Annotated in this window: 13 protein-coding genes and 1 tRNA gene; 5 read left to right on the forward strand and 9 right to left on the reverse strand. The window is 49.5% G+C overall.

All coding sequences use genetic code 11. The features are described from left to right. Positions 1-82: 82 nt before the first annotated feature. Complete coding sequence (locus CPY98_RS02965; RefSeq protein WP_096386304.1) at positions 83-613, forward strand: isochorismatase family protein; 531 nt, start codon at positions 83-85, stop codon at positions 611-613. A gap of 86 nt (positions 614-699) precedes the next feature. On the opposite strand, the gene CPY98_RS02970 is transcribed toward CPY98_RS02965, so the two are convergent. Then, a tRNA-Ile gene (locus CPY98_RS02970) sits at positions 700-775 on the reverse strand. Between the two features lie 139 nt (positions 776-914). On the opposite strand from CPY98_RS02970, the gene mug reads away from it, so the two are divergent. After that, positions 915-1,412: a G/U mismatch-specific DNA glycosylase gene (gene mug, locus CPY98_RS02975; protein WP_046359362.1), complete on the forward strand. Its 498-nt coding sequence runs from the start codon at positions 915-917 to the stop codon at positions 1,410-1,412. A gap of 69 nt (positions 1,413-1,481) precedes the next feature. On the opposite strand, the gene rpoD is transcribed toward mug, so the two are convergent. The 3 genes from rpoD to rpsU all read right to left on the reverse strand — a co-directional run bounded on the left by rpoD (position 1,482) and on the right by rpsU (position 5,752). Beyond that, the gene (gene rpoD, locus CPY98_RS02980) at positions 1,482-3,314 is read right to left on the reverse strand and encodes an RNA polymerase sigma factor RpoD (protein ID WP_025799013.1); all 1,833 of its coding nucleotides are present in this window, start codon (positions 3,312-3,314) and stop codon (positions 1,482-1,484) included. Between the two features lie 259 nt (positions 3,315-3,573). Further along, a complete protein-coding gene (gene dnaG / locus CPY98_RS02985; RefSeq protein WP_025799015.1) occupies positions 3,574-5,322 on the reverse strand; it encodes a DNA primase in 1,749 nt (582 codons plus the stop codon). Positions 5,323-5,536: 214 nt separating this feature from the next. Then, complete coding sequence (rpsU, locus tag CPY98_RS02990) at positions 5,537-5,752, reverse strand: 30S ribosomal protein S21 (RefSeq protein ID WP_001144069.1); 216 nt, start codon at positions 5,750-5,752, stop codon at positions 5,537-5,539. A 267-nt stretch (positions 5,753-6,019) separates the two neighbouring features. On the opposite strand from rpsU, the gene tsaD reads away from it, so the two are divergent. Then, entirely contained in the window at positions 6,020-7,033 is a 1,014-nt protein-coding gene (tsaD, locus tag CPY98_RS02995) for a tRNA (adenosine(37)-N6)-threonylcarbamoyltransferase complex transferase subunit TsaD (RefSeq protein ID WP_096386306.1), read from the forward strand. 46 nt (positions 7,034-7,079) lie between these two features. On the opposite strand, the gene plsY is transcribed toward tsaD, so the two are convergent. Then, on the reverse strand, positions 7,080-7,736 hold the full coding sequence (gene plsY / locus CPY98_RS03000; protein WP_096386309.1) for a glycerol-3-phosphate 1-O-acyltransferase PlsY: 657 nt from the start codon (positions 7,734-7,736) through the stop codon (positions 7,080-7,082). Between the two features lie 228 nt (positions 7,737-7,964). On the opposite strand from plsY, the gene folB reads away from it, so the two are divergent. Together folB and bacA are read left to right on the forward strand one after the other, a co-directional pair. Continuing rightward, entirely contained in the window at positions 7,965-8,321 is a 357-nt protein-coding gene (gene folB, locus CPY98_RS03005; protein WP_043490812.1) for a bifunctional dihydroneopterin aldolase/7,8-dihydroneopterin epimerase, read from the forward strand. A gap of 137 nt (positions 8,322-8,458) precedes the next feature. Continuing rightward, the gene (gene bacA / locus CPY98_RS03010) at positions 8,459-9,277 is read left to right on the forward strand and encodes an undecaprenyl-diphosphate phosphatase (RefSeq protein WP_096386312.1); all 819 of its coding nucleotides are present in this window, start codon (positions 8,459-8,461) and stop codon (positions 9,275-9,277) included. A 60-nt stretch (positions 9,278-9,337) separates the two neighbouring features. Here the strand turns inward: bacA and CPY98_RS03015 are convergent, their stop codons facing one another. The 4 genes from CPY98_RS03015 to CPY98_RS03030 all read right to left on the reverse strand — a co-directional run bounded on the left by CPY98_RS03015 (position 9,338) and on the right by CPY98_RS03030 (position 13,599). Continuing rightward, entirely contained in the window at positions 9,338-10,585 is a 1,248-nt protein-coding gene (locus tag CPY98_RS03015) for a multifunctional CCA addition/repair protein (RefSeq protein WP_043490816.1), read from the reverse strand. A 176-nt stretch (positions 10,586-10,761) separates the two neighbouring features. After that, complete coding sequence (locus tag CPY98_RS03020) at positions 10,762-11,379, reverse strand: TIGR04211 family SH3 domain-containing protein (RefSeq protein ID WP_025799024.1); 618 nt, start codon at positions 11,377-11,379, stop codon at positions 10,762-10,764. A gap of 220 nt (positions 11,380-11,599) precedes the next feature. Then, on the reverse strand, positions 11,600-12,865 hold the full coding sequence (locus CPY98_RS03025) for an inorganic phosphate transporter (RefSeq protein ID WP_046449744.1): 1,266 nt from the start codon (positions 12,863-12,865) through the stop codon (positions 11,600-11,602). A 53-nt stretch (positions 12,866-12,918) separates the two neighbouring features. After that, positions 12,919-13,599 (reverse strand): TIGR00153 family protein, encoded by a 681-nt coding sequence (locus CPY98_RS03030; RefSeq protein WP_046359360.1) that lies wholly within the window; start codon positions 13,597-13,599, stop codon positions 12,919-12,921. Positions 13,600-13,613: the final 14 nt, after the last annotated feature.

Consider the following 13,613-nt stretch of genomic DNA (forward strand, 5'->3'; position numbering starts at 1 on the left):
GCTAATTTTTCCTTCTGGGCTTTAAGCCGCGTTATGCGGCAAACTCTCTATTCCTCTAGCCTTTGCTAACTTAGGAATCTTTATGCTGCGTGTTTTATTAGTTATTGATATGCAAAATGGTGTTTTTGTAAATCCACGCTTTGATAGATCAGGCCGAGTGGAGAGGATAAACCAACTATCACAAGCGGCAGACCGTGTGATTTTCATACGCCATCAAGAAAACGAGATGCCGGAAAACAGCCCGGAATGGACGTTATTGCCCGAGCTAAACCAGCCCGAAAATAGCCTTTATGTCGAAAAGACGGCCTGTGACGCTTTCTATCAAACCTCGCTGGCTGATGAGCTCGCCAAAATCAAAGCAGTGCAGATCACAATTTGCGGCTGTGCGACCGACTACTGCGTGGATACGACGATAAAAATTGCGGCGAGCAACGGATATAAAGTGACTGTTGCCGCCGATGCTCACACCACAGCCAATCGTGGCCCGTTAAAAGCAGAGCAGCTGATTCAGCATTATAACGAAGTATGGGAAAACCTTATTATTCCTGGAAATGATGTCAGAGTGAAAAGTACTCAGGAAATTTTGCAAGAATGGCGCGAAGGAAATAGCTGAAGAGACACTTTTGCGACACTTTATCCAGATACAAAAAAGCCACTTCGCAGGAAGTGGCCTAAATGACTGAATCTAAAGCTAAAATTTGGTGGCCCCTGCTGGACTTGAACCAGCGACCAAGCGATTATGAGTCGCCTGCTCTAACCACTGAGCTAAGGGGCCGAGTGGCGGGGATTATAGAGTAAAAGCGGGCATGAGATCCAGTAGCTTTGTGGTGGTTGCGGCTTTTTTGAGCATGGCTAGATCGTTGTAATTTCTGTAAGATCTTAGTCATTCGTTAATTGAATAGGATGTGAGACAGATGCTTCAGGACATTATAGCTCCCGACCTTCGTGTCATTTTTTGTGGGATCAACCCGGGATTAAGTTCGGCGCATCAGGGTTTTCATTTTGCTAATCCGACAAATCGCTTCTGGAAAGTTATTCATCTGGCTGGATTCACCCAGCGGCAGCTGGCTCCGCAGGATGAGCAGCATCTGTTGGATACCGGCTGTGGTATCACTGCACTGGTTTCTCGTCCAACCGTCACGGCCGCGGAAGTGACGCGCGCAGAGCTACGTGCAGGCGGTGACGCGCTTGAGGAGAAGATCCTGCGCTATCAGCCGCAATCTATCGCTATCCTCGGCAAGCAGGCGTACACGCAGGCATTTGGCGTTCGAAAGGTGGAGTGGGGGCGGCAAGAGAAGGTGATTGGGAAAACTCAAATTTGGGTGCTGCCAAACCCGAGTGGGCTGAGCCGTATCACCGTTGATGAACTGGTGGCGAGCTATCGGGTTCTCAATGATGCACTTGGTCGATAAGTGATGATGTTGATGCAATAAAAAACCCGCACGAGGCGGGTTTTTGTGTTTCACGCGATGTGGAAGAAATTAATCGTCCAAGAAGCTGCGTAATACTTCAGAACGGCTTGGGTGGCGCAGTTTGCGCAGTGCCTTCGCTTCGATCTGACGAATACGTTCACGAGTAACGTCAAACTGTTTACCCACTTCTTCCAGAGTATGGTCAGTATTCATATCGATACCGAAACGCATACGCAGGACTTTCGCTTCACGCGCGGTCAGGCCAGACAGAACGTCACGCGTTGCAGAACGTAGGCTCTCGGAGGTTGCAGAGTCCAGCGGCAATTCAAGCGTGGTATCTTCAATGAAGTCGCCCAGATGTGAATCTTCATCATCACCGATTGGGGTTTCCATTGAGATCGGCTCTTTTGCAATTTTCAGCACTTTGCGGATCTTGTCTTCTGGCATCATCATGCGTTCAGCCAGTTCTTCCGGCGTCGGCTCACGGCCCATCTCTTGCAGCATCTGACGGGAAATACGGTTGAGTTTGTTAATCGTCTCAATCATATGTACCGGGATACGGATGGTACGTGCCTGGTCCGCGATAGAACGGGTAATCGCCTGACGGATCCACCATGTTGCGTAGGTGGAGAACTTATAACCACGGCGATATTCAAACTTATCAACCGCTTTCATCAGACCGATGTTACCTTCCTGGATCAGGTCCAGGAACTGGAGGCCACGGTTGGTGTATTTCTTCGCGATAGAAATAACCAGACGTAAGTTCGCCTCAACCATCTCTTTCTTCGCACGGCGTGCTTTAGCTTCGCCGATAGACATACGACGGTTGATGTCTTTAACCTGCTCGATGGTCAGACCGGTTTCTTCTTCGATCTGATGCAGTTTTTGCAGGCTACGTTCAACGTCTTCACGTACGTCTTTTAGCTTCTCGCCCCATGGCTTAGCCATAGCCAGCGCTGCTTCAAACCAAGTGGTGTTGGTTTCGTTGCCGGTGAACAGGGTGATGAAGTTTTTCTTCGGCATTTTGCTCTGTTCAACACACAGCTTCATGATCAGACGTTCTTGCGTACGAACGCGATCCATCATCTGGCGCATGTTGTTGACCAGATAGTCAAACTGCTTCGGCACTAAACGGAACTGTTTGAAAACTTCAGAAAGATTCAGGATCTCTTCTGCTGCTTTCGCGTGGCTGCGGCCATGAGTTTTGATCGCTACACGTGTTTTTTCATACTGCTCACGCAGTTCAGAGAATTTCTGACGCGCCAGTTCAGGGTCGATGCTGTTGTCATCTTCGCTGTCGTCGTCTTCGTCTTCTTCTTCATCGTCGTCATTCAGATCTTCTGAAGAGAGTTCAGAACCGACGTTGGTCGCGGTTGGCGCCAGATCTTCTTCTGCGTTAGGGTCGACAAAACCGGTAATGATATCGGACAGACGTGCTTCTTCTGCCTCTACACGGTCATACTGTTCAAGCAGATAAGTAATTGCTTCTGGGTACTCGGCAACAGAGCACTGAACCTGATTGATACCGTCTTCGATACGTTTAGCGATGTCGATTTCGCCTTCACGGGTCAGAAGTTCAACGGTACCCATTTCACGCATATACATGCGGACGGGGTCAGTCGTGCGGCCGATCTCGGATTCTACGCTTGATAATACCTGCACAGCGGCTTCGGCAGCATCTTCGTCAGCAATGTTTTCTGCCAGCATCAAATCATCGGCGTCAGGTGCTTCTTCCATCACCTGAATACCCATGTCATTAATCATCTGGATGATGTCTTCGATCTGGTCGGAGTCGACGATATCTTCCGGCAGATGGTCATTGACCTCAGCATAGGTCAGGTAGCCTTGCTCCTTGCCCTTGGTAACAAGAAGTTTTAGCTGTGACTGCGGGTTTTGCTCCATAAGACGGTATCCACACTTCAGAGTTTAAATCGGTGTTGGGCAGCAGAACCGCCAACAATAACTGACACGGGTTTTTTTCATTGCGCGCCGCTCCCCGGTATTGCGGCATTATACGGGGGCTTGTCCCCGCTTTTCATCGGCACTCAAGCCGTAATTCAGTTTTTAATCGTTAACCTAATGTGTTGTCGGTTTGGGAAGTGTTTGCCATTCCGCGTTCATACTGGGTGGTACGATTAAAATAAATAGGTAATTTTGGTGATTAACTCTTTTTTGCCAATGCTTGGTTGAGTGCCCATAGTTCTCGTCGTTGATCGGCGTTTAAGCCTTGGGTTCGATCCAACGCGATAAGTTCTTCCTGACGTTGCTCGAGCATGGAGTCATACAGACTGCCCAATGTATCGACGAACGTTTGGTGAACCATGTCCTCAATAACCATGTGGTTCCAGGTTGCTAAAGTTTCAAGCTGTTGGGCATATTTATTATCACGATATAGCTCAATCAACTGACCCGTTGTTAACCCAGGCTGCGCTAGGCAGGTTTCAACCAATTCTATAAATAATGGCAATCCAGGCAGTTGATGTTCCCTTAAACCTTCAAGCGTAGGGACTTCAGCCGCCAATGATGGATTTTGTACCAGTAATCCTATAAGTATACGCATAGTCGTGCGTTTTAGCTGAGGCTGCTGGTAACTATTTGCTGACTCGGCCTGTCGTGGTAGCAGCTTATCAAGCTGACTATCATCGAGAATGCCTAACTTCTGACCTAAAAACTGCCGTAGGTACAACCTTAGGGTTTCACCTGGGATCTGTCCAATCAGCGGTAAGGCTAAAGCACTCAGCTTAGTACGCCCATCGGGAGTACTCAAATCGACCTGTGGCATCAGCGTATCAAATAGGAATGCTGACAGCGGCTGGGCCTGTTCAATGCGCTGCTCAAACGCTGCGGTGCCTTCTTTGCGCACCAGCGTATCCGGGTCTTCACCATCGGGCAGGAACATAAACTTCAACTGCCGACCATCGGATAAAAACGGCAGCGCGGTTTCCAGCGCTCGCCATGCGGCTTCACGTCCGGCGTTATCGCCGTCGTAGCAGCACACCACGGTATCCGTGGTGCGGAACATCAGTTGAATGTGCTCGGATGTGGTTGAGGTTCCCAGCGAAGCGACGGCATAATCAATGCCAAACTGCGCGAGTGCCACCACATCCATATAACCTTCAACGACCAGCAATTTAGCCAATTCTGGATGGCGTTGCTGTGCTTCATACAGGCCGAAAAGCTGGCGGCCTTTATGGAAAATATCTGTTTCGGGGGAGTTTAAGTATTTTGGCGTACCATCGCCCAATATACGGCCACCGAAAGCAATAACGCGTCCACGCCTATCGCGGATAGGGAACATCACGCGATCGCGGAAGCGGTCGTACGTGCGACCATTGTCATTATTAACCAGCATACCGGCATCATTAAGCGCTGTGCGGCTTGCGAGATCGCGTCCAAAGCGTTTGAGCGCGTTATCCCAGCCCGGCGGTGCATAGCCGATAGCAAAATGGTCGATGATTTCTTGGCTCAGTCCGCGCTGCATTAAATATTGCTGCGCTGATTGGCTGCTGGGTTGACGTAAAGCCTGCTGATAAAAAGTACTCAGGCTATCCATCAGCTGATACAGATTTTGACGCTGGTGACGCTCAATCTGGCTTGGACCGGTTCCTGCTTCGTAAGGAATTTCCAAACCTGCCATAGTCGCCAACTCTTCAACGCTCTCAACAAACTCAAGTCTGTCGTAGTTCATCAAGAAGTCGATGGCGTTACCATGGGCCCCACAGCCAAAGCAGTGGTAAAACTGTTTGTCCGCGTTCACGGTGAATGAAGGGGTTTTCTCGTTATGGAATGGACAGCAGGCATGATAGTTCTTGCCCTGCTTTTTTAACTTCACACGCGCATCGACCAGATCGACAATATCGGTCCGAGCTAGCAAGTCATTTATGAATACACGTGGGATTCGTCCTGCCATAAGCCCTTACATTTAGTCTGTTTGCGCGACTGCAAAAACCGCCAGCAGCGTTGACAATTTTTCAGCCTATAAACGAGAACAAGCCGCGCATTCCTTTCGGAAGGCACGGCCTTCGTATGTTACTGCACATCAAAATAGAGCTACTTAAAACACTACTCCGACAGACAACAACATGGTCTGTGGACCATTTGTTGGGGCTTTCACCCCGAACAAACTAGTACAGACGGGTGCGACGTGCGTTTTCGCGAGCCAGTTTCTTGGCGTGACGTTTTACTGCAGACGCTTTTGCGCGTTTACGTTCGGTAGTCGGTTTTTCATAGAATTCACGACGACGAACTTCAGCTAAAACGCCCGCTTTTTCGCATGAACGTTTGAAGCGACGCAGAGCTACGTCGAACGGCTCGTTTTCACGTACTTTAATTACCGGCATGTGCCTCTCACCTCGATATAAATCGGTCTTTTCGCTGACCTAGTGTCAGCTGTTCAAAAATGGTGCGGAATTTTAATCCGAACAGCACCGCTTTGTAAAGCAATGATGCGCTAATGTCCACAGGATTCTGACTATCAAGTTGTTACACCAAGGATAGCAGGTGGTTTTTAGTCGGTTAATTTGCCACAGCACGAAAGCGGAACAGTATAGCTGAATTGTGCTATTATGCGCCACCTTAGTTGTTGGAGAAAAGTTGTTGGAGCCGCCATGCGCATTCTGGGCATCGAAACATCCTGTGATGAAACCGGTATCGCCATTTATGACGATGAACAAGGTATTTTGGCTAACCAGTTGTATAGCCAGATAAAACTACATGCTGATTACGGTGGCGTTGTCCCTGAACTGGCATCTCGCGACCATGTGCGCAAAACAATTCCCCTGATTCAGGCCGCATTAAAAGAAGCTAATTTAACGGCAAAAGATCTCGATGGCGTAGCCTATACCGCAGGTCCTGGTCTCGTTGGGGCTTTATTGGTGGGTGCAACCGTTGGGCGTGCGTTGGCTTTTGCGTGGGATTTACCTGCGGTTCCTGTTCATCATATGGAAGGCCATTTGCTGGCGCCGATGCTGGAAGATAATCCGCCCGAGTTTCCTTTCGTTGCGCTGTTAGTTTCAGGTGGCCATACCCAGCTGATTAGCGTTACCGGGATGGGCCAGTATGAATTGCTGGGCGAATCCATTGACGACGCAGCTGGCGAAGCATTTGATAAAACAGCCAAACTTCTAGGGTTAGACTATCCTGGCGGCCCGATGTTGTCGAAAATGGCCCAGCAGGGCGAAGCAGGACGCTTTGTTTTCCCGCGTCCCATGACCGATCGCCCTGGACTTGATTTCAGCTTCTCTGGCCTGAAAACATTTGCGGCAAATACGACTCGTAACAACGAATCTGATGATCAAACCCGTGCCGATATTGCCCGTGCATTTGAAGACGCCGTGGTGGATACGTTGGCAATTAAGTGTAAACGCGCCTTAGAGCAAACCGGTTTCAAGCGTTTGGTTATGGCGGGGGGCGTGAGCGCTAACCGTACTTTGCGTGCTCGCTTGGCTGAGATGATGAAAAAACGCGGTGGCGAAGTCTTTTATGCGCGCCCTGAGTTTTGCACCGACAACGGGGCGATGATCGCTTACGCGGGTTTGGTACGTTTGAAAAGCGGCGTGAACGCGGATTTAAGTGTCTCGGTTCGCCCGCGCTGGCCTTTGGCTGAATTACCTGCGGTGTAATGCCAAAAAATAAACATAAAATGGCGACCTTCGGGTCGCCATTTTGCTATTTGTTGCTCGGTTTTTCTTCCTGAATTTCTTCTGCCGCTGTGTTAGCGGCTTTCTTGCGGTGCTTAAGTTTTTTCCAGATCTTAGTTTCTTGCCCGCGCCACAGGCGCTGAATATTGTCGTGGTGACGCATCAAAATTAAGCAGGAAAGCATTGCTACTGGGAACGTAAACTGCGGTTTGAACCACCATACGTAAAACGGAGCAACCAGTGCGCTGACGATGGCGCCTAATGAGGAGTATCCGCTCAGCACAACGGTCAGTAGCCATGTCACCGTCATTAGGCCGGTGAGATCCCAGCCAATTGGCGCGATGGCACCGAACGCCGTCGCCACGCCTTTTCCGCCACGAAAATGGAAGAACACCGGATAGATGTGGCCCAAGCAGGCCGCAATAGCGGTTAGCCCGAGATAGAGCGGGGCAACATCGAACTTATAGGCGAGCCAGACTGGCAACATGCCTTTAAGCACATCAAAAATCAGTACCGCGGCGGCAGCGGCTTTACCGCCAATGCGTAACACATTGGTGGCTCCCGGATTTCCAGAGCCGTTCTCACGAGGATCGGGCAAGCCTGCGATACGGCAGACCACAATGGCGCTGGAAATGGAGCCGCACAAATACGCGAGAATAATCATGCCTAACGCAGTCGCACTCATAACTCAGCTCCGTCTTCTGTTGTTTTGTCCCTATCACCCTTCAAGTTACCGTTGCGATGTCTATACTCTTCGCTTGCCGTTTTCTGAACTCGAATGATTTAGGGTATATATCAAAAGATATAAAAGGGTATAAAGGGCAAAGGTCGTTTTAACAACCATATCTGTGGATAATACGCACATTCAAACAGAAGTGGTATCCAACCAAAGGCAAAAACAGAGAATCACGTGATGGACATCGTATTTATTGAAGAATTAACCGTCATCACCACAATCGGTGTTTATGACTGGGAACAAACCATTCGTCAGAAGCTAGTATTCGACGTAGAGCTGGCGTGGGATAACCGTAAAGCGGCGTTGAGCGATGATGTGGCAGACTGTCTTAGCTATGCCGACGTGAGCGACGCGATCATCAAGCATGTTGAGCCTAACCAGTTTGCGCTGGTTGAACGCGTGGCTGAAGAAGTGGCGATGATGTTGATGGATAAATTTAACAGCCCTTGGGTTCGCATCAGAGTCAGTAAACCTGGTGCGGTGGCGCATGCGAAAAGTGTCGGCGTGCAGATTGAACGTGGAAAGCGTGTTTAATCCATTAGCTCAATGAGATTTTAATGTCATATTGGCGAAACTTTATTGAATTAGCCTAGTCACAGTCATACTTCATAAGTGACGCTCTTGCGTCACTTTTTTGCGTGCGTAACGCTTTTGAAAAGGGTAGTACTTTTATGGATCTGCATTTGCTGATCAATGCGTTTATTCTTGGGGTTGTTGAAGGTGTTACAGAGTTTCTGCCGGTATCGTCGACGGGGCATATGATTATCATCGGACACTGGCTTGGATTTGAAGGTGATAAGGCGAAGACCTTTGAAGTTATTATCCAACTAGGCTCGATTTTAGCGGTTGTCGTGATGTTCTGGCGTCGCCTGTTTGGTTTGATTGGCATTCATTTTGGTCAGCCTCCGGTGCATGAGGGAAAAACCCAAGGGCACCTGACATTAGGCCATATCCTGCTTGCGATGATCCCTGCGGTAGTCTTGGGGCTGGTGTTCCACGATGCGATAAAAAACCTGTTTGCGCCGCGAACCGTTGTGTATGCGCTGGTCGTCGGTGGTTTCCTACTGCTGGCAGCTGAATGGCTTAAACCAAAGCAGCCTCGCGCGGTTGGGTTAGATGATATTACCTATCGTCAGGCATTTATGATCGGCTGTTTTCAGTGTTTGGCTCTTTGGCCGGGATTCTCTCGCTCTGGTGCGACCATTTCAGGCGGGATGTTGATGGGCGTGAGCCGCTTTGCCGCGTCTGAGTTCTCATTCATTTTGGCGGTGCCAATGATGATGGGTGCCACCGCGTTAGAGCTGTATAAGAGCCTGCCGTTCCTGTCTATGGCTGACTTACCGATGTTTGCGGTTGGTTTTGTTACGGCGTTTATTGTGGCATTAATTGCGATTAAAACGTTCTTGAGCGTGATTAAACGGATCTCTTTTGTTCCCTTCGCGATTTACCGCTTTATTGTTGCCGCAGTGGTTTACATGGTATTCCTGTAAAAAGTGCGCTGAGCAACGAAGAAAGGCCTACGGTTTTTACCGAGGCCTTTTTTGTGGGCGTTAATCGCGGTTTTCTTCCTGTGGAGAGACGTCCTGCTTCCACTCTTTGAGCGCATTTAAGCGGCGCTGTTGCAGCTCCTCACGGATTTGAGGCCCTTTGAAACCAGCATCGACAACCTCACGAACAGATACGCTTTCTGCCACTTTACAGGCCGCTCGTAGATAATCGCCTTGAGGATAGGGATTATTTTCAAATCCAGTACGCCCACGGGCATCGGCTTCGCTCGACATAATCATTTGTTCCAAACGCTGTGGCTTGCGCCAAACGTCAATAGAATCAAATAATTTAAGCAGCGTGACGGGCCGCAATTTCTCCACGGTATGGATCAGATCGTGATATTCAGCGACGATTTTTGCCAGTTCACGAATGGCGTTGGGTACGCGTAAACGTTGGCAAAGTGCTTCAACCAATTTCACACCCGCAGGGCCATGACCATGGTGATGCGGCCAATATTCTGGCGGCGTTAACCCCTTGCCTAAATCATGCGTTAGCGTGGCAAACCGCACGTCAATCTCGTCGGTAAGTTTGGCGGCGATAGCTAATGCCATCAGCGTGTGAATCCCCGTATCAATTTCTGGGTGCCATTTTTCGGGGGCCGGTACGCCAAACAGATTGTCGATTTCAGGGAACAATACGGCTAACGCACCGCAGTCACGCAGCACTTGGAAATAAACCTGTGGGCTCTGTGTGATCAACGCTTTTTCTGTTTCGCGCCAAACTCGCTCAGGCGTCAGGTTTTGTAGCTCATTATCTGCCGTCATCTGCGCCATCAAAGCCATTGTTTCTGGTGCGACGTGAAAGCCCAAATGAGCAAAGCGAGCCGCAAAGCGTGCAACGCGCAAGACGCGCAGCGGATCTTCGTGAAATGCGTCTGATACGTGGCGTAGAACCTTGTTATTAAGATCGTTTAGGCCACCGTAAGGATCGATGAGTGTTCCATCAGCGCTTTCAGCCATTGCATTGATGGTAAGATCGCGGCGCAACAAATCTTGCTCTAGGGTTACGTCGGGTGCGAAATAGGTAACGAAACCGGTATAGCCGTGGCCTGATTTACGCTCGGTGCGTGCGAGTGCGTATTCTTCGCGGGATTTTGGGTGCAGAAAAACAGGGAAATCTTTGCCAACCTGCTGAAAACCTTGTGCCGTTAATTCTTCAGGTGTTGCACCTTCGATGACCCAATCACGGTCATAAACGGGTAAATTCAGTCGCTTATCGCGTACGGCTCCGCCGACCAAAAAAATCTTCAAACTCACTTCCTCACAGACGCCTTCCACATTCTTCGTGATCGGATAATCCGAGGAGGGAAGGCATGACACAGTTATTCGGATAAGATGATTTGTTAACTATAGGTTATGACAAACAGGTTACGACAAACGCGCCGTGCACTGAAATAAAAAAACGCCGCAAGCGGCGTTTTCTAAGATTAGTTCATCCAACGATCTTTTTTGCGTCGTGGAATTAAACGAGGCAACAGCAAGCCTAGCAGCAAGCCGCCACCGGCAACGCCGCCGCCGTATAAGAACCACTGCATAATGATGCCGCGCTTTTTATCATCTAACTGAGTGTTGATGGCGCTAACGCTTTTCTGTGCGCTGGAGAGCTGTTCTTTCAGCTTTTGATTTTCTGATTTTAGACTGTCGATGGTGCTGTCGCTGTTGGCCACTTTTTGCTGCATTTCAGCGGTGCGCTGGTTCCAGCTGTTATCGATATTAGTCAGTTTGTCAGTCAGCGTTTTTACCTGCTGCTCTAATTCTGGTACGCGGCTACGTAAGCTTGGCTCGGTGCTCAACTGCTCCATTGGCAACCACACGGTACGGCCTTTGGCATCGCGCACCTGACCATATTTGTTGTCCGCGTTAACGCTCAGTAGTTCAACTTCTTCACCCGCATTTAATGTTCCAACGATACGATACTGATTACCTGGGCCGCTATGGACGTAAGTATTCAGCTCATCGGAAATGTAACGCTTCTCTTCAGCGTGAGCATTTAGCGTGAAGCAGGTGGCGAGTAGTGTTAAACAAACTAAGCGAAATTTATGCATCTGATTTTCATTTTTAAGTGGGTGAAGAGACAAAATAGTACGGGGAACAGTGTGGCGACGCAATGAAAAATCCGAAATGGGAACTATCTGACTTCTAACGCGGGTCGTTACACCTTTTGGAATGCATGGCTAAAAATTAATAGGCCTGATAATTGCTTATCAGGCCAGAAGTTTCATCTATTTATTTGGCTTTCATCGACGGTTTGACGAAAAGCACGAATTAGCCAAACAGTGCCTGCAAAATATAAAACAGCACGATAGATAGCCCAGCCCCTGCTGGCAGGGTAACAATCCACGAAGCGACAATGTTGCGTACCACGTTAAGATTTAATGCCGCAATACCACGGGCGAACCCCACGCCTAACACTGCACCCACCAGCGTTTGCGTGGTGGAGATAGGTAATCCTGTTCCTGAGGCAATCACAACGGTAGACGCAGTCGCAAACTGAGCGGCAAAGCCTCGGCTTGGGGTAAGATCGGTGATGCCGCTGCCCACGGTTTCCATTACGCGTCGCCCCATTAATGCCAGCCCAACCACGATGCCCACTCCGCCTAGAGGTAATATCCACCAGACGATAGGTGACGTGGAGGCGAGCGCTAAGGGGTCGTGCACAATGGCTACGATGGCCGACAATGGGCCAATCGCGTTGGCGACATCGTTAGAACCATGGGCAAACGCCATCGCACAGGCGGTAATCACCATCAGTAAGCTGAAGACTTTCTCTACGCCACGGAAATGGTCTTCTTCATCGGCGTTATCGGTGAATGATTTACGCGATAGGTAAAAATAACCGCCGATCATCACTAACAGGGATAGCGCAATCGAGATAATCCATGTTTCGCCGTTGGTCAGGTATAGCCCAACGTGTTTAAGCCCTTTTTTGATAGTGACCAGTAAAATAACCAATGAGGTCAAAAACATATAAATCGGGCCATAGCGGCGTGCATTGGCGAAAGGATTATCGGTATTAAAAATTAAGCGCTGGGCGCTGAGGAAAATACCGTAAGCCACCACGCCGGAAATCAGCGGGGTAATAATCCAACTGCCCACGATACCTTTGACGCCGCTCCATTCCACGGCATCTGGCCCAACGGAGACACAGGCGAAGCCAATAATAGCGCCAATGATGGAGTGTGTGGTTGACACTGGCCAGCCCATCATCGAGGCGACAATAAGCCAAATCCCAGCCGCCAGCAGAGATGCCATCATGCCGAAAATCAGCACGTCTGGCTGCGCGCTGAACGCGCTGGTATCAATGATGCCGTTGCGGATAGTCTGCGTAACTTCTCCTCCGGCCAGATAGGCACCGGCAAACTCAAAGATCATGGCGATAATGATCGCCTGACGGACGGTGATTGCGCGAGCGCCAACGGAGGTGCCCATTGCGTTGGCAACGTCATTAGCCCCAATACCAATCGCCATCAACAGGCCGAAAAATGCCGCAATGAAGATCAGCAAAGTGCCGTGGTCAGCAATAATTGCCATTTGTGCTAGTCCAAAATATCAAAAGATTAAAATTAACAATGAGAGACCCATGACTACGTGCGAGCTAACATAAGCTCAAGGCGAGACCCCACGCGCAGTGATTCATCGGCAAGGCTGCCGATCCATTCCATGACCTGATACAGGCACATCACATCGATAGGGTTATACTGTGGCTCGAGTGCCAACAACGCCTGACGCAGCAAGATTTGTTGATGGTCGGTATCATCTTCAATGTGATCTAACTCCATCACCATTTGTTCAACCAGCGACGCTTCGCGCCCGCGGAAGCCGGTTTCTAACAGTTCGTCCAGTTCGTGGATCACTTTGTTGGCCTGCGTGGTAGCATCTAGGCAGCGTTGCAAATAAACCATGAAGTCGGTTTGCATTGATTCCGGTACCATGAGATGGCGGCCGATGACGCGTCCAGCAATATCTTTAGCGCGATTAGCCAAACGATCTTGCTGAGTCACGAGATCGAGCATATCGGTTCTATCAACCGGTAAAAACAGCCCGCGTGGTAGCTTGAGGCGAATTTCTCGTTTCAGCGCATCAGCCTGTTTTTCCAGCATGGAAATCTGTTCACGAAGATGTTGTGCGTTTTCCCACTGTTGTTGAGCCGTGGCTTGAAAGAAAGGGACGAGCAGCGAGCAACATTGGTGCACGCTGCTGGCATGTTCCTGAAGTGGTTTCAGGGGAGACTTGGCAAACAATCCTAATATAGTATTTACTGGCATCACTCATGCACCTT

This window comes from Hafnia sp. CBA7124, from assembly GCF_002355555.1.
GTDB lineage: Bacteria > Pseudomonadota > Gammaproteobacteria > Enterobacterales > Enterobacteriaceae > Hafnia > Hafnia alvei.